The sequence below is a fragment of the Candidatus Leptovillus gracilis genome, from assembly GCA_016716065.1.
Classification (GTDB): Bacteria; Chloroflexota; Anaerolineae; order Promineifilales; family Promineifilaceae; genus Leptovillus; species Leptovillus gracilis.
The window spans coordinates 20,143-46,347 of the sequence record JADJXA010000002.1; the positions used below are offsets into that span (position 1 = coordinate 20,143).

Genomic DNA, 26,205 nt, shown 5'->3' on the forward strand with positions numbered 1-26,205 from the left:
TTTATCCCAGTTTTGCTGGCAAGTTACTCAGGCTGCGACTAACCACATCGGCCGTCAGTCCCCACAATAGTAACGCAGTATAATCATAAATTCCTGCTGCGCCAAAGGTTGCTCCGGCAGTTACGTATAACGCTTGCATCCCCCACAAGACCAGTAAAACAAGCAGCGTCAAAGACAAAATCGGCCGAACAACCCAGAAGCGCACGTCAGCATTTAGACGAATTCCGGACAGCCAGGCCAGGAGTCGTAACCAGATGGAGGTCGTTTTGGTTATGACAGGCGTTGCCAGCCGCTCTATGTTCTCTTGCAATGCCGCCAACTCTTTGACGATTGCTTCGCGTACATTCTTGCCATCGCCTCTTAGCGAACTGTCCTCGGCAGTTTTTTCTATTTCCTGTTTGATCTCCGCGTAATATTTTTCGGCGTCGCCTTGCTTGCCGTCGCGCACAGCCTTTCGCGCCGCAGTGAATTTCTCGGCCAATTTGGCCTTCAGCGTATAGTCTAAACTATCCAGGCTATCAGCCAATGTTTCTAAACCCGCATAAAATCTGATGCGCGCCGCAATCATTTCCAGAATCGGCGACAGGACTTCCTGCGTTTCTTTTCCCTTATCCAGGCGTTGCTTGAAATCCTTTAATTGTGCCAGCGCATCTGTTTTAGCCTCAGCCTCTTTCAGGTTGTTTGTTTCTGCCTGCAAACGTAAATACTCCGGCAACAGCTTTACCTGCGCCTGCGCCGTATCCCTCTCCATATCCCGTACCAGGCGGCCCAACAGAATACCCACCAAAACAACGACCAGCACCCAAAACGGCCCCTGGCGCACAGCTATGGTGGTTGGGATTGCCACCGGTTCATCTACGGTTGCCAGCTTAAAGCGCAGCGTGCCCTGGTAACTGTCTGGCGCTAACTGCTGCCGGTTGATGGTGACGGCAATCGGCGCTACCTGGTTGGCGGGCAGCGTATGGGGTACGGCCAACAAGACATCATCCGCGCGAGCCGTGTCGCCGCCTCTGGCTCCGTGCAGCACGGTCACACCACCGGTCACTTCGACCGCCTGCGCTGTTTGATTATCTAGCCACACTTCCCAATCATCTTGCGTCGCGCTGGGAGGCAACAGCCAGGCTGCCAGGCGGCAATCCAGCCAATGGTCGCAGCGCACCACCTGCCAGGAGAGAGTGGGCGTCACTGGCACAACTTTGGGGACAGCATCCAGGTAAATCTCGAGGGGAATGACGAGCGCATCGGCTTCGCGTTGACCGGGCAGCAAAAACTTCAAGATGCCGCTGTAAACGCCGGGGCGGTTGAGGTTGTTCACTGTAACGCGCACGTCGCGGGGCTGTCCGGCGCTGAGATTGACCCCGGCCGGGATGGCGATGTTACTGCGGTCAATGCGCAACGCAGCCAGGCTGTCGTGCTGCAAATCTGATGCTAACAGGCGTAAATCGGCCGCGTCGCCGCCGCTGACCGTCAGACGCACATTGCCACTGAAACTGTTGGTCTGTCCATCCAGACGGCCACGTATAATGAGTGGATTATCTTCACCGGCGACAGTCAGGGTGAGTGTGGGCGTAGATTCTTGGGCAAAGGCAGCGGGAATGACGACCAACAGAAGCAGGAAGATCAGGCTGATAAACCACAAGCGTTTTCTTTGTTGCTTCATGTGTATACCTCCTACTCAAGGGCGGGTTGGGCCAGTTTCACTTCGGCAGCGGCGAAAAGACTGTAGACCAGACCGCGTGGATCGAGATGATCATACAAAAGCTGACGACGGGCGGCGAATAGCGCCGCCCCGGCGGGCATCTGGCGCAAAAAATGGGCGAAGAAGGGCAGGATAAAGGCATCGGCCAATTTCTCTTTCACAACGCACTGCGTACCGATGACGCCCGCCGCGCCGCGCTGGCTGAAGAAGAGAATCAGGTTTTCAAAATCGTTGGGATCATAATCGGCCGATTCACATGCATTGAGGATGACCAGGGGCTGCGTTTGTTGCCAGTTGACCTGCCAGGCATCGAGGTCGTTGCTGGTGATGCGGCTCTCATCGGAAAGTTGCAGGTAAGGCTGACCGATGTCGTTCTTGCCGCCATGGGCATAGAAATAGACGAGGTGCGCAGGAGGCGACGCCCGGTTGGCAAAAAAGCGAGCGGCGCCATCCCAATCTGCGACTTGCTGAATTTGTAACTGCGCTGGCGCGGCCAGACTGCGCAAGTTATGCCAATGGCGCGCGAAGAGAGTCCCGGTATCATAAGTGAGTGCTGTCAGTTGCAGGGGACGGCCGTTGGGGATAAACAGGGGCAGCGTTTGTTTACCCGGCATGGCGTTCCGTTCCACGCGACAGGGGAGTTGTTCGATGATGTAACGGTAGCCCCAAAATCCATGCGGACAAACAAATGCCGCGTCGCCATAGTGCGGGCAGTCGGCCGGGTCTGGCCCATGTTCGCGGAAGGTGGCGCAGAGATTGAGGCGTTGGGAGTGAATCGGCCGTTCGTAGACCAGTTCCCAGGGCACGCTCACCTGCGCCGATAAGGGGGCAATCTGGATAACGCTACCCGTTTGCAGCGCCGACTGTAGACGTAAACCGTGTTCAGTTAGCCCGTTAGCGTCGCGTAAATCGGGCAGCAAATTGCGGTAGAAAGCGTACCCGGCATTGGCTAATTGCCCCAGATGCTCTGCCAATTCCGGTTCAGAACCGCCTATACCACCTGTATACGCCTGCATGGTTGCCAGCAGCCGGTTACGCAGCCCATTGAGCAGCGGGGTCAAGTTGGCGTCGGTGAGCAGCGACGGCCGTAATGCCAACCCATCCCCACTGTTGTCATACACTCGAATGGCGATATTTTGGTAGCTGGCATCCCGTTCCGCCAGAATGGTGAGGCGGCGTGGCGCGGCGGCCAGGGGTGCAAGCGCCTCGCGAGTGAGATGCGCAGTTCGAGTGAAGGTGATGTAGCCATCCTGTACCGGCCAGGCTGAGAGGGGCAGTGGTTCCATATCATTTGATACAACTTTGAATTCGATACGGCGGGATTGCAGCAGATGACCGTGATAGAACACGCCCACATCAATGGTAAATTTGCCGGTTTGGCCAAGCTGCAGGGCGAATACTACTGGCGAACTATCACCTTCTTTTGGCAGCGCAAGTGTTTGTTGTGGGTTTTGGATTTGCAGCCCATTGTCCGAAGTGCGGGCTATCACGTTGAGGGAAAGGGTATTATCATCTTCGTACAGGTCATCAGGGATCTGTGGGAAGGGTGAATCGGCTGTGCCCGATCCCCAGAATGCACCAATGTTGACGACCAGTTGATAGGGGCCTTGATTCAGCGCAAGAGGTGTATCCGGTTCTACATATTGTCCTTTAACTGTGAAGAAACCGCTGTTCAGGAAACGGGCCGCGGTAGTAGAAACGTCCGGCAAGGTTGGGGACTGTAGCAACACCACTATTTCCGCAATACCTGCTTTGAGCGAGACCAGGGTCACGACTTCATTTGCGCTCGCACTCTCCAGAGAGGAACCTTTGTAGGTTATAAAGTGACTGCCTAACCTGGAGACTTCCACCACCCCGCTGTCCAACGGATACGCCTGCATGATGCGGCGAAAGATAGCACCGGCCGGGGTGTAATAGCCAAGAAACAGCAATTCGGTGATCAGCTCTTTAGCCTGCGCTTCGTCTGTTGCCTCTACCAGGTCACGCAGAACGGCAAGCAGTTTTCTCTCTAGCTCTGACCATTCATCGCCAGTGCGCCCTTTAATCTCTTCCCACTGCTGCAAAACCGCTTCGACAATTGCCGCGATATTATTCAGGTAGCTCATGCTCTTTCTTCCTTAACTCAGGCGCCGGTGAAGGTGAAGGCGGCCCAGTAATAGGGATCGGCAAACGGCCGTTCCTCCGGTTCCAGTGATGCAAAACGCCGCCAATACTCACTTGCCTCCGCTAGTATCAACCGGCTACCCTTCAACTTCATCCGCTCTTCGCCAAAACGCTCCGCCAATTCCCCAGCCGTCACCTCCCTCAGCCAACTCTGCGCCCTTTGCAAAGCAATAGCCGCTTCCACCCTTTCATCCAGGTGCAGATGATAAAAACGGTCCATCAACAGCATGGTGGACAAATCATTGACCGGCCACAAGCTGCCCAATACCCCGCCCGCGCCCGCTTGCAAGAAAGCGGCGGGCAAGCCAATGACTTCATCCGGCAGCTCTTTGTAGTCACTGATGGCCGTCTGGCAGGCGGAGAGGACGGCCAGGCGGACGCCGCGCAGGGTGATGTCGTCGAGAATCTGGCGCAGGGTGAGGGTGTTACCGCCCAGGAGCAGGCCGGATTCCAGGGGCTTTTCCGGGTCGAACTGCCCGTGACAGGCAAAATGGAGATGGGTACGGCCGGGCATGGCGGCGGCGATGGCAGCGTGGGTTGCCGCTTCTGCACAGACCAGATGCGCCCCCTGACCGAAGCGGCGAGCAATTTCTTCTGCTTCTAGACGGGCGTATGGTAATGGGGATGCGTCATCGGGCAGCGGCAGGGGATTGCCCACGGCCAACAGGCAGGGCGTGGTTGCCTCGTACTCCCGGCGGCGGTGGTAGCTGAGAGACAGGGCGCGGGCGGAGGGAGCATAGCTGACGGCAAACAGGTCGCTGAAGATAGCAGGTTGGCCATTGACCGCGATAGTGGCTGCATGGAGCGGCAGCAGGTTGAGCCGCCCGCCGGGGATGAGGGTGACGCGCTGGAGATCGAGGGCTTCTAACCTCTGCGCCAGAGGCGCTAACAGTGTTTCACCCAGGAGCGGCAGCCCTTCGGCCAACGCCGTTTGCAGCGTTGGCCCGCTGAAGAATTGTCCCAGCAAATAGCCACCTGGCTCTTCGCCGTTCTCTCGTTTGACCAGGAAAGCGCTGAGGTCATCCTCCGTGAAGGCGTCGGCCCAACAGGGTTCAATAGTGACATCCGCGTTAGCGGCCGGACGGTGGAGCAGGAGGGCCAGGCTGCCAACAGGGGTGGTGACCAGGTAGGCGAGTGGATGGCCGGGCCGCACGGCAGTCACCACATCTGCAAATTCCGGCGGTTGCAAGAATTCACCGTAACAGTCAAGCTGGCGAATAGCAGCGATAGCCGTTTGCAGGTCGGTTCGGGCTTGCTGTACCTGTTGGCGGTGGGCTGCCCAGTCCGGCAGTGTAGCGGTGCCGGAACTAATCAGGCGCTCTTGCCGTTCGGCCGCTTCAAGCTGGCGTAGGCGTTCGGCCACCGCCTGATACTGTTGGAACAGGGCAGGCGATTGCTGCTGCATCTGCAACAAGTCGGCTTCGTCGCGGGCCAGCCGGTCGTTGAGGCCACGCGCCTGCCCATGTTCTAGGGCGACGGCGGCGGCGGACAAATCCCTAGTGCGGGCCAGGGCGTAGGCAGTCTGGGCGTATAATCCCTGCCCTTCGCGCTGCCAGCTTTGCTGCTCGTGCTGCAAGAGTTGGGTCTGGTAGAGCTGATCCAGCGCTGTCAGGCCGTACCGATAGGCACGAACGGCTTCATCCCAGGTATGCCGCGCCAATGCCCAACCGCCCCAACTGCGAGAGGCTCCGAGGGTAACTTCCGGTTGCCGTTCCTGCCCCAACTGACATGCTTGCTCGTAGTTACCGATGGCTTCTTCCAGGTTAGCCAACTGGCCGGTATGGGCGTAGCAGGCGTAGAGGCCAGTCCCAAGGTTATTGAGGTACATGGGCAGGTCAGGGGAATCGGGCGGGGTACACTGCACGACCGTCTGCCATGCGCCAATGGCCTTTTCCAAGTCGGCCAACTGGCCGGTGTGGGCATAACGGCCGCGGAGGCCATTCCCCAGGTTGTTGAGGCGAGCAGGAAGGTTAGGGGAATCCGAGGTCGTGCGTTGCACGGCCGTCTGATGGACGACGATGGCTTCTTCCAGGTCGACCAACTGGCCGGTGCGGGCGTAGCGGTCACGGAGGCCAGTCCCCAGATTGCTGAGGCGAGAAGGCAGGTCTGGGGAATCGGGCGGCATGCGCTGCACCGCCGTCTCATAGACCCGGATCGCTTCTTCCAGGTCGGCCAACTGGCCGGTGCGGGCGTAGCGGTCGCTGAGACCAGCCCCAAGGTTGCTGAGGTACATGGGCAGGTCTGGGGAATCGGGCGGCGTGCGCTGCACCGCCGTCTCATAGACCCGGATCGCTTCTTCCAGGTCGGCCAACTGGCCGGTGCGGGCGTAGCGGTTGCTGAGACCAGCTCCCAGGTTGTTGAGGCGAGCCGGCAACTCTGGGGAATCGGGCGGAGTGCGCTGCACGGCCGTCTGATAGGCGCTGATGGCTTGTTCCAGGTCGGCCAACTGGCCGGTGTGTGCATAACGGCCGCGGATGCCATTCCCCAGATTGTTAAGGCGAGAAGGCAGGTCTGGGGAATCGGGCGGCGTGCGCTGCACGGCTGTCTCATAGACGCGGATGGCTTCCTCGAGATCGGCTAACTGGCCGGTACGGGCGTAGCGGTCATAGAGGCCACCCCCCAGGTTGCTGAGGAGGGCTGGCAGGACAAGGGCATTGGGCGGGGTATGCCTCACGGCAGTTTCCCAGGCGCTGATGGCATCTTCAAGGTCGGCCAACTGGCCGGTGCAAGCGTAGCGGTTGCTTAGGCCACCACCCAAGTTATTGAGGCGAGCAGCCAGGTCAGGGGAATCGGGCAGGGTGCGCTGCAAGGCCGTCTGATAGACTCGGATCGCTTCTTCCAAGTCGGCCAACTGGCCGGTGCGGGCGTAGCGGTCACTGAGGCCAATCCCCAGATTGTTGAGGAGGGCAGGCAAATTGGGGGAATCGGGCAGAGTGCGCTGCACGGCCATCTGAGAGATGCGGATCGCTTCCTCAAGATCAGTCAATTGACCGGTGTGGGCGTAGCGGTCGCTGAGGCCATTCCCTAGGTTGTTGAGGTACATAGGCAGGTCTGGGGAATCGGGCGGCGTGCGCTGCACCGCCGTCTGATAGACACTGATGGCTTCTTCCAGGTCGACCAACTGGCCGGTATGGGCGTAGCGGGCGCGGAGGCCACCCCCCAGGTTCCCGAGATACATAGGCAAGTCGAAGGCGTCAGGATGGGTGCGCCTCACGGCAGTTTCCCAGACGCCAATGGCTTCTTCCAGGTCGGCTAACTGGCCGGTGCGATCGTAACGGTCGCTGAGGCCTACCCCCAGGTTGTTGAGGCGAGAAGGCAGGTCGGGGGAATCGGGCGGGGTACGCTGCACGGCCGTTTGCCACAATTCCAGAGCGCGGTTGAGATCGACGATCTGCCCCTGCGCCCAGAAGCGGCGTAAAAAGACGCCGCCGCCATCATTGTAGGCCGCCAACTGAAAGCGTTCTGGCGCATTGTTGAAGGTGGGGTGCTGCAAGATACGTTCCCAGGCGGCAGCCGCTTCGTTCAGGCCTCGCCGGTCGCCACGCTGCATGAAGCTCTGCTCACCAATCTCTGCTTGTTGCAAGTCCGCCTGGAATTGGGGCGGTAGTGTCAGGATGTTGCTTATAGAAGTTTTTTTTTCGACAGGTTGCGGCCGTTTTCCAAACAGTCGTCTAAGAATGTTCATTTGATGCCTTCTGATGCGAGGTTAGCATGTAACTTGGCCGTTCATTGGTATCTACATTGAGCCAGATGTCAGCGGTAAAGGAGCGCCCACAATTGGGGCAGTTCAGGTTGGCCTGGTGAGCGAGAGAATGGGGCATGAAACGTCTCCTGTGTTAAACAATGAACACGATGAAGCAATTATGGTGGAGGAGTGCCAGGTTGTAAAGCGAAAGGACAAGTGAAACTAGCTATCGCGTCAGAAACTCGATGGAGGCGAGCAAACGCTCACACCGTTGCTTCATCCCCTCATCCCTAAGGTGGTTAGCCAGTGCCAGCGCTTCCTGGGCCAACTGCTCCGCCAGGGCATATTCCCGGTCGCGCAGGTGCTGTTGCGCCTGGCGGTAGAGGGCAACGGCCGTTCCCCGCTCATCCCCCTCTGCCCGATATAATGCAATCAAAAGCTCTCGCCACTTGTGCGACTCTTCATGGTCATTGGCTCGCCGCGCCCAAAAGATTAATTCATTGGCTATGTGCCGCTGCTTAGCCGCTTCGCCCATTTGTTGGTAAAGATGGAACAAGGCGCGCCGGTAATCCACGTTGGCCTGGTACAGCAAATTGGCTTGCTGCGGCTCGGTGACTGCCTGTGGGTCAAACGTGGCCGTAGCCAGCCAATGCTGCAAACCATCAGCAATCTCCTCCAGACCGGTATCCAGCCAGGGCAGCAGGGCGAGCTCCAATTCCTCCACCGGCTGCCCATAAAGGTCGGCCACTTCCGCCAGGGGGACAAGCGATTCCAGATTTTGGCGCAGGTTGTCCCAATCAACGACCACGCGCAAAAAGGCCAGGATGTGCCATTTTTCTGCGGCCCATTCCTCTGCCGGTATGAACTCTGGCTGCTGCGTCACTATCTGATCAGTTTGCCACAAAATGGTCAGGGCGCAGAGGGGAACGGCCGTTTCCATCCACTCTTCTCGCCAGGCATAGCGGCAATGCTGCCGCAGCAGGGGTGACTTCGCCGGTGACTCTGATAACCCCACACCAAAAAATCCGGCGTTCATGTCACGCCAATAACCCAGATATTCGGCCGTGTCTAAACCCTGGTGCGTATGCAGCAGCCAGACAATGCGCTGGAAAACAACGTAGTGGATGAGGCTGTCGCGCACGGCCGTTTGCTGGCGATAAATCGGGTTCCGCAGACTGCCAATATATTTTTTGACGAGGTTGACGAAGCGGGTCTTGGTATGGCGCTCTGGTGTCCATTTCCGCTTCGTGACGGTTTGCGTAACGCTGACAGAGGGTGAACCAGCCGATTGCGCAGGGGGCTGGCCTGGCAAGCGCTGGCGAATGTGGTCGAAGAAGGCTTGCAGTTCACTTTCATGAGAAACGGCCGTTGCCACCACTTCATCCTCAGCTAACGCCAGAGCGCTTTCCTCTGTCGCCAGGGTAATGTTCGTTTCTCGTTCTACGGCCGGCAGCGATGTTCTCTTGGCGTGGCGAGAAGAGTTCTCGGCCGGGATGGGTTGGTGGCTGACTTGCGCCACATCCAATAAGACCAAACGCTGGATTTCAGCGTACAAATCCCGCCATTCCGCTTCCGACTCGGCGGCCATTGCTGCCAATACGTCGGCGGCCGGGCTACCGCCATACCAACCGGCGGCAGATGCCTGTTTGAGGGCCGCTTCATTTGTCACCCACAATGCATTACTGACGGCCGTTGCCCACCCCGCGCCTGCCTCTATGACCACTATCTTGCCGGAGATAGGCTGCTCAAACAAGCCACGCGACTCCTTTGGTATGGGTACGCCCGTTTCCTGCTGCCCATCTACCAGGGTGAGCGGCAGGAAAACAGGCGGCGCAGTGTCCAATCGTAACTGTAATTCGCTGCTGGTTGGCGGCAGCGTCCTGTTCCAGTGGATGCGCAGATGGAGAAGACCAGACTCCAGGCGTAAATCGAGTAGGTGTATGGGAGTGACGGCCGTTTCCTGGTCCTCGGATACAGCGGTCAGTTCAGGTAGACGCAGGCTTATTTCTGCCGGGGTGATTGGATGATCGGGCAGCAGGTCGGCTGGTAGTAAATAATTGAAGTAGCCGGCCGGTTCGGCCCGGCGCAGCAGCGCCGTTTCCACGTTGCCATGCGCCTCTGGTGTAGCCAGCAGTGCGGGGCGGGTACAGTTAGCGCTGCCGCTGAGAGCGTAGACGGCCGTTTCCGTTTCCAACAGCAGCAGTTTGGCGTGTAAATAGCGGCTGCTATCGCCAAACCGATAAAGGGTCAGCGGCGTGCCCTGCGTTTGCAGTTCCGTCAACGCGATCACATCGCCAACCGCTTGTTCTGATTGTAAAACGAGGCGGATTTCGTCCGGTTGAAAACGACGGTTGAGTTCAGCAACAGCCAGAGCCTGGCGATCCAGAAAGGGGGTAACTGCCGTTACCCGCCGCACGCGTTCCTCACCGACAGCCTGCTCTAGCTGGTCTAGCAGGGGCGACTGTAAGCTGTGCCAGAAAGCGAGATGGCCGGAGGAATCACCTTCGGTCTGTTGCAGCCAGGGGGCCTGGTAGGTGGTTTTGCGCAGCGTTTCGTGGGCCAACCGATTGTGCCCCCAGCGGGCCTGGATAGCTTCGATAAACTGCCAGGCCGCCTGAAACAGTGGGAGAACCTCTGGCTTATCCGGCGTCCAATCCAGGCAAGTGTAAAGCTCGTGATTGTGCCCAAAGCCAGTGAAGGTGAGATTGCCACTGCCCACCAGCAGCCGTCCTCGCTGCTGCCCCAGGAGCAGCGTCAGTTTGGGGTGAAACGCCTGAAATGGAGGTAAATGGATGGGCACGAGCAAATAGTGATGCCCGACGAATTGGGCGCAGTCGCGCCACTGTTCGATGGTCTCAGCATAGCGCCGGCCGTCCACGAAAATGATGTGGCGGCGGCAGCGATTGTGGCGCAACGGCCGTAACACCGCTTCCTCAAAGAAGGCCAGGTCCACGCCATAAGTGCAGTAAACGGCCGTTTCATACCCCTGGTGTTCGGTGAGTGCGTCGAGCAAATTTAGCGGGACGGGGTCAGTCATCGGCACTCTCCAGGATGCGCTGCAATGTCTGCTGCCCCAGGTCGGTCAGGAACGGTCGGTTAGTTTCTGGGTCTATGTCGAAAAGCGCCAGATCGTGGAGCATGTCTATCGCCTGCCGAATACGCGAGGCGGACAGGTCAGCGCGGCCGTCGCGGACGTACTCGAACCAGCCATCTTCATAGCGGAAATGGAAGGTGTTGGCCTTGCGCTGTCGCCACTTGTCCAGGCTAGCCAACGTGTGTTGGGCGATGACGTAATCGCGGAACAGCCATTGCCAGGTTTCCTGCACCGATGCGCCGCTCTCTCGCCGTTGATCCATTCCGGCAACGAACAGCGCGAGCGAACGGCGGCGCATGTCACCTTCCTCTGCCCAATGCCAGGCGGCCGTATCCTGGGGCACACCGGACAGCCGCAGATACAGAGCCACCAGCAGGAGCCAGCTATGGGATAGATAAGCTGCCTCTGGCGCAGCTGGCTTGAGAGATGTCAGCCGCTCGAGCAGGGTTTGCGGATTCAGGGGCGTCTGGCTGTGGGCGGCAAAGGCGCGGCAGCGGTCACGCCAACTTTCCGGTGGTAGGCCGGTTGCATCCAGCAGGTCAGTTAGATGCTGCTGCAAGGGTAGCGGGCTGATGTCGTGGTTTGGCAGGGGGACGGTGAGGGTGGTGGCAACGGCCGTTGGCGAGAGAATGGCCGTGACGTGCTCGATAAACGCCGCAAACGTGCCTTTCTCTACCCCCTTTAGCCAATGCAGAAAATACGTCCACAGCGCATATAGGCCATAGCTGTAACTGTCCCGCCACTGGTACATTTGCCACTGATCGGCAATTGGGCGCAGCAGATCGGCGGGCCGATAAGCAGCATAATCTGCGCACGAGGCGTTGGCGACGTGGCGACGAAACAAGTCGTCGTGCAAGGGCTGGTCAGCCTGGGCCAGCATATCCAGCAGCAGCCCTAACGTCCCGCGCATATTGCCCAGCCGTTCGCTCTCGGGCTGGCGGGGGTCGGGCGCAAAGGGCGTCTTAAAAGCGAAAAGACGTTCCAGCGTAGGCAGGTGATCTGGGTGTTGGGACAGCAGGTTGAGAGAACAGACAGCGCCATATTCTTGGAGAACGGCCGTTTCGATAGATTCAGCCTCATCATAAACGCGCCGCCCCCGATAATAGCCCGTACCCGCAATCGCCTGGGCAAAGGCGGTCGCCAATTCTTGCCCTGGCAGCGTCACTTCCCAACCTCGTTGGTTTTCATGTTCAACCACCAGTCCCAAGGTGCGCATCACTCCGGCGTAAGCGTCATAGCCGCCGCGACTGGCTTGCAGGTAATCATCCACGGTCAAGGGAACTTCCGGCGCGTCCTGATAAAGCTGCCAGTGAATGGCAAATTTCTGGTATCCGGCCAATCCTACAACGGAGCTATCGTAGGCTACGCTCGCCAGGCCAAAAATCTGCTCCCGACGCTTGATAAAGTGGTTGAATGACCAGCCGGCCGGGTGTTCCTGTGCATATTCCACCAGCAGCCAGGCGTAAAAAGCATAATACCGGGCGCGGGGCGTAATGGTGATGATGCCCGGCAACAGGAAATCCACCATATGCTCCTGCACCAGCCGCAAGCCCAGGTAGTCCTGGCCTGTTTCTTCTTGGTAAATCGGGGCGATCCAGTAAGGGTTGATCATGGGCATAGTGAAGATGAAGAAAGTGAATTTATGGGCTTATGGTTTCTATCGATGCCGATTCACCCAAATATTGCTGTCTTTCTTCTGGCAACACCGCCCTTTGGTATCTTTCACCATTGGGACTTACATACCATGAAACGTTTTTTCTTCCCAAAGCAATTAGATCTTGAAGATTAGTTAAGTACACGCGGGCAGTAAAATCCCTCGATCCCGAAGCCAACATGCGGCCATCTGGGCTCCAAGCCAAACTTATAACTTCTTCTTGATGTCCTAGTAATAAACTGCTTTGACGCGAATCAATATTCCATAACCTGATCATTCCATTGGCATCACCAGTGGCAAAACGGAACCCATCTGGATGCCATACAACGCTTTTTATACCATCAAAAGGTTTATCGGAACCAGGAATAGTAAAAACCAGTAATCCTGTTGTTGCATCCCATACATTTAAATCCCCTGAAGCGATGGCTATCTGCGCTCCTTTAGGATTCCAGGCGACATCAGAGACCAAATTTCGATCCGAAACCTCAATTTCATATCCCACGTCCTGTGCCAGATTCCAAATCCATACCTTTGATTGAGATAAGGAAAAGGCCAAGTATTTACCGTCGGGGCTCCAATCAACACAACCTGTGCCATTACCCCGCTCTTCTTGTTCATCTGGCTTTATTACTCTAATTTGTGCCCCTGATTCAGTGTCCCAAACAATAATCGTATGATCGCCAGAAGCAGAAACCAGCCGTGAGCCATCAGGATTCCAATCAAGATCAAGGATATTGTCTGTATGTCCAGTCAAAACGTGAATCTCTTTTTTCTTAACCATATCCCAAATATGTATTGAGTCATCCATTGATCCAAAGGCCAGACGATCACCTTGGTGAGACCATACAACTGCTCCATAAGGTCTGACATTGTTAATTGTATGCCATTCTTTTGTGTTTATATTCCATAGTTCAAGACCATAATGATCGAAAGCCAATATCTGACTATCTGGGTGCCAGTCGACACTATCAACCCAGTATGCGAAGCCTCTTTCAAGAAGAGTCATACTATCGTCTTTACCAATATTCCCATCCCAGATTATTACATCCTCATCCTTAGATGCTGATGCCAATAAATTACCATTTGGTTGCCATTTAATTGCCTCAATATTATCTAAATGCCCAGTTAAGAGGGTTGTTTCCCCAGTATCAAGTTCCCATACTACAAGTTGGTGATTTTGATTATTGTAAACAAGCCTTTGGCCATCAGAACTCCATTCAACATTAGCAGTGGACAACGAGCCACTTACATAAGTTGGTGCCGTTTCTTCAATGCGTCTCGTAGATAGGTTCCAAATTTTCAACAGATTGAACCCCATTAAAGCGATACGCTGTCCGCCAGGATGCCAGTCAAGACTATATATAGCAAACTCATCAAAATCTATACGCTGAGCAGGATCATCGCTCTGGCTTGTATTCTTTAACCACATAGTGCCGTCACTCAGCCCTGCGGCAATATGCGTGCCAAGTGGGTTCCAGGAAATATCATGGATTTTGCAAACTCCACGATTGTCATAGCACTCAATACGTTCAATTAAGACGGGCTCCTCATTTTCCTTAGGTTCCCAAATGTAAACGTCACTATTGACACAGCTATTCTCTTCTTCCGTTACTTTTGCACAACCGCTAAATACCAAACGATCCCCTTCAGGACTCCAGCTTAGGCTTTCGTTACTGCTTGTATAACCTTGAATCTCAAATATAATGTCTTCTTCCATCAAATCCCAAACAACAAGTGTATTATCGCTGAAAGTCGAAGCTATGTACTCTTTTGTAGGACTCCATTCGATCTCGGTTACATGACTATCTGTTATAACTGGTATGCTATTTACTACTAGCTGTTTGGTGATGTCCCAAATCGTCAAGTGATTCTCTGGACCGTAAACAACCAACATTAGCCCATCGGGACTCCAAGCTATGCTTTTAGGGCCGCGTGAATTTCCCGGCAGATGAAAGCGGATCCTTGAAGCAACAAGTGCTTGACGTAGTGCATCTTCAGCCTGCATAGTTTGAGCAGTTTCGACTGCTTCGAGAGCAAAAAGCAAACTTAGTTCTGCATCTTCTTCCAATAATGATAATGAAACCGCGGCTAACTCTCTGGATCTAGATAATAATGATTCCTGTACAGCTCGTTCGCGTTCTGCTTCAGAAGCCAATTGAGCAGAAACAGCTGTCTCCACGGCGTGTTGCCGTATGAATACTTCTGTTGCCAATGCTGAAGAATTTGCAACGGCCGTTCCCTCATTCTCAAAAGCTCGCGTACTCTCTGCAACGGCCGTCCCCTCACTCTCCACTACCCTTGTACTTTCCGCAGCCAAATCTTGCGATTGCCCATAAGAAAACAGCCCTAACACAGCAAACAAAACGGCAACCAGCAAACTAACAGTCAGCACAACATTGCGTCGTCGGATCTGTGCAAGGCGAGTTTGTTCTCGAAGCGCTACGCTTTTCTCAATGAAAACCCGTTCTGATTGTTGTATGGCGGAATCCCGTTCAGTCAGCCAACCTTCAGCTTCTGCCAACAGCGTACCCCGCAGTAAGGCTGATCCATCTTCGCTGACTGTTTGCCACTGCCGCATCGCTTCCCGCAGCCGCTCCTGCCATTCACGGAAACGACGGTCTTCATTCACCCACTCGCGTAACCGCTGCCAACGCCGCGTCATTATTTCATGGACGACTTCGGCGGTTTCCTCTCCCGCTTCATTCCGGTTTGTCACCACCAGCCGGGCATCCGCCAGCCATTTGACCAGCCCCCAATTGTTAGCGCCAATCTCTGACATTGTTGCCTGGCGGCGCGTATCCTCCGTGCCGCGTCCCGGCTGTACCAATTGGGTGAAGATGAACTGCGCCTTATCTTGCCCTGGCTGGCTTAAACCGCAAAACTGATCTTCAGCGTACTGAGCCAGTGCCCCTTCCACTTCACCTATTGCTTCATAGGCGGCGTGGGTTAACAGGCCATTGCTTTGCTGTTCCCACAATAAAGTCAGAGCAAACTCCAGCAGCGGCAGATTGCCCGGCTCTTCGCCTACGTCATCCAAAATGCGGGCGACTAAACCTGGTTCAAACTGCACACTGGCAACATGAGCCGGTTTTTCAATTGCCACCGCCAGTTCTTCTCGTGTCATTGGCCCCAGGATGTGGGTGGCATTTTGCATGGTGTCGGCCAACGGCCGTTCCTCCGTCGCCTGTCCCATAAAATCAGCCCGCATCGTTAGCAGTAGGGTAAAAGCGGGGCTATGCTGACCGGCCTGCGCCTGCACGGCCGTTACCAGACAGCTCACAAACGCTTGCCGCCCCTTTTTTTGTGGGCAAAGGGTATACAACTCCTCAAACTGGTCGGCGAGCAACAGCAGCCGTTTCCACATTGGCTGCCGCTGCAAAATATCGTTGACCACTTCCGATAGTTGGGTCTTACCTGTCTGGAGATTTGCGGCCAGGTTGCCCGCTTCTTCTAACCGTTCATTGCCCAGCAACTCGGGCTGCCAGATGGGCAGCAGGGCGTCGGCCAGGGCGCGGAAGGGCTGGCTGCCGGGGCGGAAGGAGACAACGGCCGTTTCCCTTCCCACTCTTGGCAGCAACCCGGCAAACACCACCGACGACTTGCCGCTGCCCGACGCGCCGATGACAGCCACGAAGGGTTTGTGGGCAACGGCCGTTGCCAACTGACTCACAAACGCCTCTCGACCAAAAAAGAGTTCGGCGTCTTCCTGGCGGAACGCTTGCAAGCCCCGGTACGGGTTGGGCGGCGTGGCCCAGGCGCGTAAATCCGGCCATGCCTCGATCAGTTTATCGGTGGGGATGATAAAGGCGGCTTTGGTCTCCGCTTTGCTTTCGGCTGCAACCACTATGCCGACGACGCCGTGCAGCGCTTCATCCCAAACGGCCGTTCCGCTGAAACCAGGTTGTACTGAATACCCTTGCGTTTTGGTGTCTTCTATCTGGATGTGGCCATTCACCGTCCGGTCGCGCAGGACGCCGGAGGCCCATACGCCATGATCATGACGAATGGGAAAACCAAATGCGCGAAAGGGATGATTCCAGGTATCAGGGGTATTGACCAGGCGCAACGGCCGTGCGCCATCTGGTGGGGAGACTTGCAGTTCTAACCCGGCAATATCCCCCATGCCGTCCGGTCGTTTGGGTTGCCAGAGGGTGACAACGGCCGTTCCCTTCTCCCCTGCCTTCACAAAAGGAAAATCAAGCTGCACCGGGCCAGTGGGCATTTCCTGGCGCGGTTTATCCAGCGCGTCGCTCACCACATGGGCGCAGGTCAGCACATGGCGCTCGGTCACCAAAAAGCCAGCACCAACAATTTGATTTTCTTGATTCCAAATACGGGCTAAAGCGGATTGTAAGGCGACTGTCATGCTGCACTCCTCCACGATGAATCATCAATGGGAGTAGTATAGCATTTTGGCAATAGCCGTTAAAGTCTCCGATAGTACTTCCAAACAAGAAGGCGTTGGCAGACTACATGAAGTTACGTGCCTGCTTGCACAAAGAACAGCACGTGGTAACTGGCGTCTTGTAAAACCCGGCATAGTGTTGAAAGGGCTACGTTTAGGCTGGCAACAGCAATGGTAATCTGATTTTCTAGTTGGAAAGTTTCTCCCATCCCAATCTGGCGAACAGTTAAACGCTTCAAACTACGATTAGCTTCCCTGGCGTAGTATTCAACTTCAGCCGTCATTTTTTCGGCCTTCAAATTAGCCGGGTGTTCACGATTGATATAAGCCGTATTTATTCGCAGAAAACCGGCAATCTCCTGAGTTTGCTCAATAATCCGATTTAATGTCTCGAGTAATGACTTAATAAATGTGCGATCGCGCAAGCTGATTGGAGTGATGGCAAGAGAATTGAAATAGTCGCTTAAAGTAGAAAGCTCGTTAGATTTTTGGGTTAAATTAATTCGTGATACCGAGAATGTTGATGGCCGGGACCAGTTGCTTAAACCATGTGTGCTTTCCATGACTATCTCCTAAGCATTGAACAGAGGGCATTATATAACAAAAAGAACATATGTACTAATTACATGTAGCTTTCCCAGATGCTATCTAAGATTTCCCCAAGTCGTTTTACGTAGGTATCAAAACTTTCGTATTGTTCTCTGGTAACGCCTGGGTGTCGATTAAGAATACGTACTAACAGCCCTGCCATGCTAAGCGCATCTTCACGTAACACTTCCCGAATATCTATATCCCATTTCTCACGCACTGCCCGGCTGTATAAATCGTTTAAGAGGCCGGCCGTTGTGATGATAACGTTTACATCAATCATGAATGATGGGATGTCAATGAAATAATCAGCAACCTGTTTGAACAACGAGCGATAACTGCTGAAAGGTTTTCCTTTCAGTTTCTTGATTTCTTGCTTGACAGCTTCATTGAATTCCATTTCTATAGATGAAACGGACGGGCGTTTCTTTTTAGCGCTTTGGCATCTTACACTAGCAAATCTTGTAGCTGCATTAAGGACTCTACTAACCTATTTAATTGCGTGATCAAACTAGCCTGGTACTGAAATCGGATGTCGCTGCGAAATGAGTTGAGTATTCTTCTCAAAACTTGGGCAATTGCCTGATTTGCTTGTTTGATTTCACTCAAGTACTGAAGCTGACTAACACGACGAGAATCAGATTCCATCCGAGAAAAATGCTCGTCTAGAATTGCCGTTATTTTCTCAACTTGTCGTGTTGCCTCCTTCAACTCATAGGCTAGTTGAGGCAATGACTTATTATCCTGGAGAAGTTGCTGCAAAATCTGGTTAAGATTTGCCTGAAGGGTTGCCAGTTCTGATCGAATAATTACCTGGTCAGCGGAGGCTGGAACCACTTCTAGCAATTGGTCACCGGGAATCATGAACGCTGCTTTGACTTCTGCCTTCCGCTCGGCCGTGACGATCATGCCAACAACCGCTTGTAATTCTTCGTCCCATACGGCCGTTCCGCTAAAGCCAGGCCCAATTGAGAAACCAGGGGTTTTGACATCTTCGATTTGAATATGCCCATTCGCTTTTTTGTCGCGTAGCACACCGGAAGCCCAAACACCATCATCATGACCTGGAGGGAATCCAAAAGCCCGGAAAGAGCGTCCCCAAGTTTCGGAAGCAACTGCCAGATTGATAGGCTGCACACCCATTGGTGTTGGGTTGACTATCTCCAGGCTAGCAATGTCTCCCGTTTCATCTTGCTGTTTAGGTTTCCAATAAACTGCCTTTGCTGTCATTTTTTGCTTAGTTGCAGAAAGGGGGAAATCGAGATGAATTATGTCAGGAGGTATAGTTTGAATTGATCGTTCCAAGGCTGCGCCAACGACGTGGGCACAGGTCAATACAATGCGTTCGACAACCAGAAATCCGGCACCGACTATGATATCGTCAGCTGTTCTTATACGAACGATTACCGACCTCAGACTGTGAGACATGATTCACTCTATACTCCCGTAAACGTAAACGCCGCCCAATAATAAGGATGGTTAAACGGCCGTTCCCCCGCTTCCATCACCGCAAACCGCCGCCAGGCTGTGGAAAACAAGGGCCGTCGCTCATCATTCCGTTGGCGCAGGCGGGCAAACGTAATTGCTAACTCCTCGGCCGTTACCTGCATCAGCCACCGTTGCGCCAGATGCAAGGCCCGCGATGGAGGGCGGCTTTCCTGAATATGGTACTGGTAAAAGCGTTGTACAAGCAGTGCCGTTGATAAATCTGGCGTCGGCCACAAAGTGGCAATAACGCCTTTGACCCCTATTTGCAGAAAGCCGGCCGCCAGACTAATCGCTTCGTCAGGCGCCTGATCGAAGTCGTTGATCCCAGTCTGACAGGCAGAAAGAAAGACCAGTCGGGTCAAAGATAAATCGCCGCCTTGTTGGATGTCGGCCAATGTTAGCCTCTCATCTCCAGATAGATACAGACCAGCGAAAAGCGGGTCTTGCCAGGTGAATTCGCCGTGACAAGCAAAGTGCAAGTAGTGGGCGAAAGAGAGCGTGGGCAAAACGGCCGTTTTCCTCGCCTCTGTACCCGCAAATTTTTGCATGTCTGGTTGAAAATATGGGGCAATCGCGGCCGTTTCCCATTCCGCATAGGGGAGATCGGCCAATCCGGGGATGAAGGGGGCGGCAACCGCAACAAGACGTGGGCGAGATGGCAGAGACGGCCGTTGCTGGCTGCGCCATAAAGTCAAAGCTGATGGCGCATAACAAATGGCGCAGTCAACAAGCCAACTTTCAGGCGACTGGAACGGTACGGCGTGCCAGGGCAACAGCGCCAATCGGCCAGTGGGGATGAGCGTGATAGTCTGTGGCGGCATTGGCGCTAAAGTCTGTAATGTTTGTTGGATAGGGCGCAGCGCTGTTTCCGCCAACCATGGCCACAGCGCGTCCAAAGCGGGCTGGAGTGGGATGATCCCCAACTGTGCGGCCAGATATCCGCCAGCCATATCCGCTTCTGCCCGATGCAGAAGACGTTGGTTCCATGTCGTCTCATCGCCCGCAAACCAGAGCGGCGTGACTGCGCCTTGATTAACAATTAATGCCAACCCGCCCAGGTGACTAACCAGTAAATAGATGAGCGGTTCCTGGCTAACGGCCGTTATCTGCTCCCAACTAATTCTTTCAGCCATTGCCGGGGCGGCCGTTTCCGATCCCAATTCCGCTTGCAACCAGCGGGCGCGTTCCCACTCCAGGGTCAGAACCGCTTCCTGAAAAGCGCCGCACCGCGCCAACGAGTAGGCGATTTGCAGATACAAGCGCCACCCTTGCCTTAACCAGGCGTTCCGGTTTTGTTGGCTAGTCTGGCGCGAATAGAGTGCGGTCATGACTTGTGCACCATAAGCGTAAGCGTCTAACGCCTCGGCCCAGGTGCCTCTTTCCATGGCCCAATTGCCCCACGTTTGCGCGCATTGTAATGTGATGAAGGGATCTCGTTCGAGGCCACGTTTGCAGGCGTCTTCATAAGCGGCGCGCGCGGCTTGAGCAACTAAATCTGGCGCGGAACCCTTCTGGACGCCGGTCTCTTGCACTATTGCGCGATGTCGCTGATTGAGGGATGCGCCCAGGTTGTTGGCGACGGTGGGATAGAGTATGTCGGAAGGAGATAACATAGCTATCGCTTGTTGGTGCAACCCAACGGCCGTGTCCAAATGCACCAAATCGCCGCTTTGCCGGTACTGGTCTTGCCAACAACTTCCCAAACTGGTGAGATAACGCGCCCGGTCAGAATTATCTGACGACGCAAGATTGACCGCTTCTTGAAGAGTGTGAATAGCGGCTTGTAGCTCCTCGGCGTTTCCTGTTTCCTGGTACTGGGCGTGTAATAACGCGCCCAAGATGCTCAAGTAGACAGATCGCTGCGGCGCTTTGGCGGCGGATAGGGCGACTGCGGCGCGCGCTGCGGACAGAGCGCGTTCCAAATCGGCCGTTTTACCTAAGAACTGCCAGCGGCGACGTAAGCTCTCAGCCAGATTGCTCAAGTATAAGGGGCGGTTAAGGGCAGTGGTAGGCGTTAAATCGCACGCTTGTTGTAAATCAGCAATGGATTGATCGAGATCGTCCATCCGCCCCCAGTGGATGAACCGGCTTTGTAATCCCTGCCCGCGCATGGCGAGAAACAGGGGATATTCAGGGGACGCTGGCCGGGTGCGAGCAACGGCCTTTTCGTAAGCGTCCAGCGCGGCTTGCAAATCTTTTGCCTGACCTTCCTGTTCAAAACGGGTAAGGTAGCTTGTGGCTAAATTGGCCAGGTGCAAAGAGTAAGCGGGTGAAGAGACTGGCGTTAGTGAAACGGCCGTTTCGTAATGGGTAATGGCGGCATCTAAATCGGAACGACGGTAGGTTTGACCGTACCGAATCTTGTAACCTGCGCCCAGGTTAAGCAGATGACGCGCTCGCTCTGGAGATGTGGCCGGCGTTAAAGCGACAGCTTCTTGCCACAGGACCAATGCCTGCTCCAAATCGCTCAATTGCCCACTCTGTTCAAATTTAGCCCGCCAGCCATTGCCCAAATTGTTCAGATGCTGCGGGCGAGCGGCGGATGTGGGCGGTGTGAGATCAACGGCCGTTTGCCAGACAGCCGAGGCGGCGTCTAAGTCAGCTATTTCTCCCAACTGACGGTAACGAGCGATGAGGGCGGTTCCCAGTGTATTGCAATAGATGGGTTTGTCATTAGACCGGGCAACGGCGAGGGCGACGGCCGTCTGGCAACCAGTGACGGCCGATTGTAAATCAGCCAGTTGGCCGGTATGTTCATATCGTTCCAGCAGTCCTAGGGAGCGATTATGCAGGATAGACGGCCGTTCGGGATGATCGTCGGGAATGCATGCCAGTGCCTCCGTCCAGGCGGACAAAGCGTTGTCGAGGTCGTCGAAGTTGTTTGTTCGCTGATAACGCGACCGCAGCGCGGACCCCAGGTTGTTAAAAATGGCCGGGTGATGGACATATTCAGGCGGAGCAGATTGGATAGCCTGTTGAGCGTGGAAAACGGCCGTATCTAAATCTACTTCATCGCCCGCTTGATCAAAGCGAGCTTGATAAGCGACGCTGAGATGGGTATGAAGAAGGGGATATTCATCAGTTGTCGCTGGCGTGAGGGTCACGGCCGTGTGCCAGTAACTCAATGCTGCCGGTAAACTTTCCCGTTGCCCACAATCCCAATACTGTCGCCAGCAAACAAGTCCCAGGCGGTTGAGGCAATGCGCTTGTGTCACTGGCGGCAGCGCGGCGAAATCAGGTTGGTTCAGTAACTCCTGCCACCGTTCCTGCGCTTGATCAAGCAATACGGGATTGTGACCGGCTTGATATTCACGCTCGGCTCTGGCGGCTTTCTCGTAAAGAGTTTGTAAGGAATCGGTCATGCCAAGATTTTGTTCACCAGCATCATGCGCCCGTAAACGTGAACGCCGCCCAATAATAAGGATGCTCAAATGGTTGACTCTCCGGTTCCTCCGCCGCAAACCGCCGCCAATAATCCCCCACTTCCGCGAGCGTCAACCGACTGCCCTTCAACTTCATCCGCTCCTCGCCAAAGCGCTCCGCCAACTCCCCGGCCGTCACGTCCCGAAGCCACAACTGCGCCTGGCGGAGCGCTGAGGCGAAGTCCAGGCCGTCCTGCAAATGAAGCTGGTAGAAACGCTCCATCAGCAGCATGGTCGAGAGGTCATTCACCGCCCATAGTGTACTGACCACCGCCGGCGCGCCTGCTTGCAGGAACCCGGCCGGCAGCCCCACATACTCATCCGGCGCTTTTTGGAATTCGGTAATGCCCGTTTCGCAAGCGGAGAGGGTGACGAGGCGACAGGCGCTCAAGTCCAGGCCGCTGAGGATATCGGCCAGGGTGTACGCTTTGTCGGCCAGTTGCAAACCGGATTGCTGTGGGTCGTCCCAATGGTAGTAACCGTGTCCAGAGTAGTGGATATAGGCATGGCCTTGCGCCGCTGTGGGAAAAGCGGAAGCCGTAGCATCGTTTTCATGCAAAATTATCTGATTAGTAGGTGAGAAAAATTGAGAAATGGCTTCGCCTTCAATAGAGGTATATTTTAAATCACGGGTAGGGTTGATAGCGGCGAAGAGGGAGCGGGCTTGTCGTTCTGGTTGGGCAGCGTGCTGGCGGCTGATGTGTACGGCGTAGGCACTGGGAGCGTAGGTAACGGTGTAATCATCGCTAAAATAGCGGGGCTGGCTGCTAACCTGACGCCAGGCGGCGTGTAAGGGCAGCAAGCCCAGGCCGCCCTGGGGCATGAGCAGAATCGGCGCACCGTCAGGAGGGTTCAATGTTTGCAACTGTTGGTGGATTGGTCCCATCAAAGCATCCCATAATTGACTGGCGACAGCGTTGATGGCCTGGAACCAAGCTTCTTGAGCGCTGGTGTCCTCATTTCGCAGAAAACCACCATAGGCACCCAGCCAACCGCTCAAAGCAGCCTCATCCTCTGCCCCCTGTAGCAGTTCGGTCAGGTAATCGGTGGTTAAGCCTGGTAAGGGCAGGATATGGTCGGCAGTGAGTTCCCAAACCCCAGATGGCACAATGAAGACAAAACTGCCCTGAGAGGTCAGACAAGGAGCGATGAGGATGCCGTTGGCGGGAATAAGGGTGAAAATGTCAGCCACATCCAGACCGGTGGGCATGAAATCGGGATGCTCGGCGCGAACGGCTTCAATCTGCTGGCTGAGTCGAGCGCGGGCGTCGCGGAGCAGATCGGCCAGTTGGCGATCATCGCGGCGGGCCGGGGTGTCCGGCGGTAGACGCATCTCCCCCTCAAGATTGCGCACAGCCTGGCGCAAGGTTTGCATGGTGTTTTGTTGGACCGGCGAGAGGTCGGTCAAATTGACATCTCCTAAAGCTAATGTCTGGTTGAGGAGGCGGGTTTTGCCCTGTTCCAACTGTTGTAAGGCAGCGGTGGGCTGTCTCAACTGCCACAAACAGTAAGCGGAGTGGGCAAACAACTGCGCTGCCTGGCGCACTTCCGCCTGGCGGCCAGCCTCAGTGTAGGCAGTGTCTAGCAAGAACTGCCCGGCTTGCACCGCGCCGGCATAAGCAGTTTTGGCTGCCAGCCATTGTTGTTCGCCAAACAGTAGATTTCCGAGATTGCGCTGCGTTCTCTGATGATCGGCCGGTAGCAGCTCCACTGTTTGGATGCCGAGGGCCTCTTCATAGGCAGCGATGGCCTGCTCGATGTTCTTCGCCCGGTCACCGCGAATGCGGTCTGCGTAAGCGGTCGCCAAGCCCATGGTAACCATAGCCCATTCGACGGGCATGGTGGCGCGGGTCATGACCTGGAGGGCCTCTTCATAGGCAGCGATGGCCTGCTCGATGTTCTTCGCCCGGTCACCGCGAATGCGGTTGCCGTAAGCGATCGCCAGGTTATTCATGGTGGTCGCCCAGTCGACGGGCATGGTGGCGCGGGTCCTGACCTGAAGGACCTCTTCATAGGCAGCGATGGCCTGCTCGATGTTCTCTGCCCGGTCGCCGCGAATGCGGTTGCCGTAAGCGAGCGCCAGATTATTCCTGGTTGTCGCCCAGTCGACGGGCATGGTGGCGCGGGTCATGACCTGGAGGGCGTCTTGATAGGCGGCGATGGCCTGCTCGATGTTCTTCGCCCGATCACCGCGAATGCGGTCTGAATAAGCGATCGCCAGGTTATTCATGGTGGTCGCCCAGTCGACGGGCATGGTGGCGCGGGTCCTGACCTGAAGGACCTCTTCATAGGCAGTGATGGCCTGCTCGATGTTCTCCGCCCGGTCGCCGCGAATGCGGTTGCCGTAAGCGAGCGCCAGATTATTCCTGGTTGTCGCCCAGTCGACGGGCATGGTGGCGCGGGTCATGACCTGGAGGGCGTCTTGATAGGCGGCGATGGCCTGCTCGATGTTCTTCGCCCGGTCACCGCGAATGCGGTCTGCGTAAGCGAGCGCCAGGTTATTCATGGTGATCGCCCAGTCAACGGGCATGGCGGCGCGGGTCCTTACCTGGAGGGCGTCTTGATAGGCAGCGATGGCCTGCTCGATGTTTTCTGCCCGGTCACCGCGAATGCGGTCTGCGTAAGCGAGCGCCAGGTTATTCATGGTGTTCGCCCAGTCAACGGGCATGGTGGCGTGGGTCATGACCTGGAGGGCGTCTTGATAGGCGGCGATGGCCTGCTCGATGTTCTCCGCCCGGTCGCCGCGAATGCGGTTGCCGTAAGCGATCGCCAGGTTATTCATGGTGGTCGCCCAGTCGACGGGCATGGTGGCGCGGGTCCTGACCTGGAGGGCGTCTTGATAGGCAGCGATGGCCTGCTCGATGTTCTCTGCCCGGTCGCCGCGAATGCGGTTGCCGTAAGCGAGCGCAAGATTATTCATGGCTTGCGCCCAGTCGACGGGCATGGCGGCGCGGGTCCTGACCTGGAGAGCGTCTTGATAGGCGGCGATAGACTGCTCGATGTTCTCCGCCCGGTCGCCGCGAATGCGGTCTGAATAAGCGGCCGCCAGGTTATTCATGATCGTCGCCCATTCGACGGGCATGGCAGCGCGGGTCGTTACCTGGAGGACCTCTTGATAGGCGGCGATGGCCTGCTCGATGTTCTCTGCCCGGTCGCCGCGAATGCGGGAAAAGTAAGCGGTCGCCAGGTTATTCATGGTCGACGCCCATTGGACGGGCATGGCGGCGCGGGTCCTGACCTGGAGGGCGTCTTGATAGGCAGCGATGGCCTGCTCGATGTTCTCCGCCCGGTCGCCTTGTGGTGTCCAGGCCAGATTTCTGCCCAATTCACTTTGCAGGGCGGCCCACAACGCCTCGTTTTGCATTCTGGTAATTATTGCCAATGCCTGCCTGCACATCGTAACCCGTTGGGGCATATCAAGAATGCTGCGGGGTGGCTGCTGTAATTGAGCCAAAATAGGGTCAATTAGCGCGGGCAGGCTGGTTGAGGGTGACGAGGAAGCCGGAGATGGTTTGTCGACGGGTTGGGAAGGTTTGCCAAAAAGACGTTTAAAAAAGCCCATTCTTACTCTCCTGTCTGTTTGGTGGTTGGTTGGGCCGTTCGCCCATGGCTATGATGAGCCAGATGGCAGCCGTATACGTTTGTTGACAATTGGGGCAAGTAAGGTCAGTTTGTTGGGCCATTGAGTTGGGCATGGCAGTTGTTTGTTACCTCATCAACGTTTGTGGGTTAACGCTTGCGCTGTTTGGCGTACGGCCGTATCCTCATCCGTCTCCCCAATCAAAGCTAGGACTTTGAGCGCTTCCCGACGGGCGGCTTGAGATGAAGTGGTTTGCAGATACGCTGCGAGCAGCTTGACCACCGGCAGGCTGCCCAGCCGCGACAGCGCGGAGCTGGCCAGCCAGCGGATGTTGTCATTTTCGTCACCCAGAGCGGCGATGAGTTCGGTTAGCTCGACCTGATTTTTGGGCTGGCTGAGCGCCATGACCCGCTTCAGGCGCTGGGTG

General features: G+C 55.7%; 11 protein-coding genes. All 11 read right to left on the reverse strand.

From position 1 onward, the window contains the following. Position 1: 1 nt before the first annotated feature. Positions 2-1,660, reverse strand: a complete 1,659-nt coding sequence (locus IPM39_04490) for a hypothetical protein (GenBank protein ID MBK8985330.1) — start codon at positions 1,658-1,660, stop codon at positions 2-4. 11 nt (positions 1,661-1,671) lie between these two features. Next, positions 1,672-3,804 carry a CHAT domain-containing protein gene (locus IPM39_04495; GenBank protein MBK8985331.1) on the reverse strand — a complete coding sequence of 711 codons (2,133 nt, stop codon included), beginning with the start codon at positions 3,802-3,804 and terminating at the stop codon, positions 1,672-1,674. A 17-nt stretch (positions 3,805-3,821) separates the two neighbouring features. Continuing rightward, entirely contained in the window at positions 3,822-7,547 is a 3,726-nt protein-coding gene (locus IPM39_04500) for a CHAT domain-containing protein (protein ID MBK8985332.1), read from the reverse strand. Between the two features lie 226 nt (positions 7,548-7,773). Then, positions 7,774-10,584 carry a hypothetical protein gene (locus IPM39_04505; protein MBK8985333.1) on the reverse strand — a complete coding sequence of 937 codons (2,811 nt, stop codon included), beginning with the start codon at positions 10,582-10,584 and terminating at the stop codon, positions 7,774-7,776. Then, on the reverse strand, positions 10,577-12,259 hold the full coding sequence (locus IPM39_04510; GenBank protein ID MBK8985334.1) for a hypothetical protein: 1,683 nt from the start codon (positions 12,257-12,259) through the stop codon (positions 10,577-10,579). Before IPM39_04510 ends, IPM39_04505 begins: the two co-directional genes overlap by 8 nt. Positions 12,260-12,281: 22 nt before the next feature. Further along, positions 12,282-16,661, reverse strand: a complete 4,380-nt coding sequence (locus tag IPM39_04515) for a trypsin-like peptidase domain-containing protein (protein MBK8985335.1) — start codon at positions 16,659-16,661, stop codon at positions 12,282-12,284. A gap of 113 nt (positions 16,662-16,774) precedes the next feature. Further along, complete coding sequence (locus IPM39_04520) at positions 16,775-17,263, reverse strand: hypothetical protein (protein ID MBK8985336.1); 489 nt, start codon at positions 17,261-17,263, stop codon at positions 16,775-16,777. A gap of 59 nt (positions 17,264-17,322) precedes the next feature. After that, positions 17,323-17,688, reverse strand: coding sequence for a hypothetical protein (locus tag IPM39_04525; protein MBK8985337.1), 366 nt, complete (start codon positions 17,686-17,688; stop codon positions 17,323-17,325). Positions 17,689-17,735: 47 nt separating this feature from the next. Then, positions 17,736-18,716 (reverse strand): trypsin-like peptidase domain-containing protein, encoded by a 981-nt coding sequence (locus IPM39_04530; protein MBK8985338.1) that lies wholly within the window; start codon positions 18,714-18,716, stop codon positions 17,736-17,738. A gap of 8 nt (positions 18,717-18,724) precedes the next feature. After that, the gene (locus IPM39_04535) at positions 18,725-22,138 is read right to left on the reverse strand and encodes a CHAT domain-containing protein (GenBank protein MBK8985339.1); all 3,414 of its coding nucleotides are present in this window, start codon (positions 22,136-22,138) and stop codon (positions 18,725-18,727) included. A 22-nt stretch (positions 22,139-22,160) separates the two neighbouring features. Then, positions 22,161-25,760 (reverse strand): tetratricopeptide repeat protein, encoded by a 3,600-nt coding sequence (locus IPM39_04540; GenBank protein ID MBK8985340.1) that lies wholly within the window; start codon positions 25,758-25,760, stop codon positions 22,161-22,163. Between the last annotated feature and the right edge of the window lie 445 nt (positions 25,761-26,205).

What these genes read in the sequence shown, in the direction of transcription:
- IPM39_04495 (MBK8985331.1), bottom strand. Translation starts at nt 3,804, where the DNA reads ATGAGCTACCTGAATAATATCGCGGCAATTGTCGAAGCGGTTTTGCAG.
- IPM39_04515 (MBK8985335.1), bottom strand. Translation starts at nt 16,661, where the DNA reads ATGACAGTCGCCTTACAATCCGCTTTAGCCCGTATTTGGAATCAAGAA.
- IPM39_04540 (MBK8985340.1), bottom strand. Translation starts at nt 25,760, where the DNA reads ATGGGCTTTTTTAAACGTCTTTTTGGCAAACCTTCCCAACCCGTCGAC.
- IPM39_04520 (MBK8985336.1), bottom strand. Translation starts at nt 17,263, where the DNA reads ATGGAAAGCACACATGGTTTAAGCAACTGGTCCCGGCCATCAACATTC.
- IPM39_04500 (MBK8985332.1), bottom strand. Translation starts at nt 7,547, where the DNA reads ATGAACATTCTTAGACGACTGTTTGGAAAACGGCCGCAACCTGTCGAA.
- IPM39_04510 (MBK8985334.1), bottom strand. Translation starts at nt 12,259, where the DNA reads ATGCCCATGATCAACCCTTACTGGATCGCCCCGATTTACCAAGAAGAA.
- IPM39_04525 (MBK8985337.1), bottom strand. Translation starts at nt 17,688, where the DNA reads ATGGAATTCAATGAAGCTGTCAAGCAAGAAATCAAGAAACTGAAAGGA.
- IPM39_04535 (MBK8985339.1), bottom strand. Translation starts at nt 22,138, where the DNA reads ATGACCGATTCCTTACAAACTCTTTACGAGAAAGCCGCCAGAGCCGAG.
- IPM39_04530 (MBK8985338.1), bottom strand. Translation starts at nt 18,716, where the DNA reads ATGTCTCACAGTCTGAGGTCGGTAATCGTTCGTATAAGAACAGCTGAC.
- IPM39_04490 (MBK8985330.1), bottom strand. Translation starts at nt 1,660, where the DNA reads ATGAAGCAACAAAGAAAACGCTTGTGGTTTATCAGCCTGATCTTCCTG.
- IPM39_04505 (MBK8985333.1), bottom strand. Translation starts at nt 10,584, where the DNA reads ATGACTGACCCCGTCCCGCTAAATTTGCTCGACGCACTCACCGAACAC.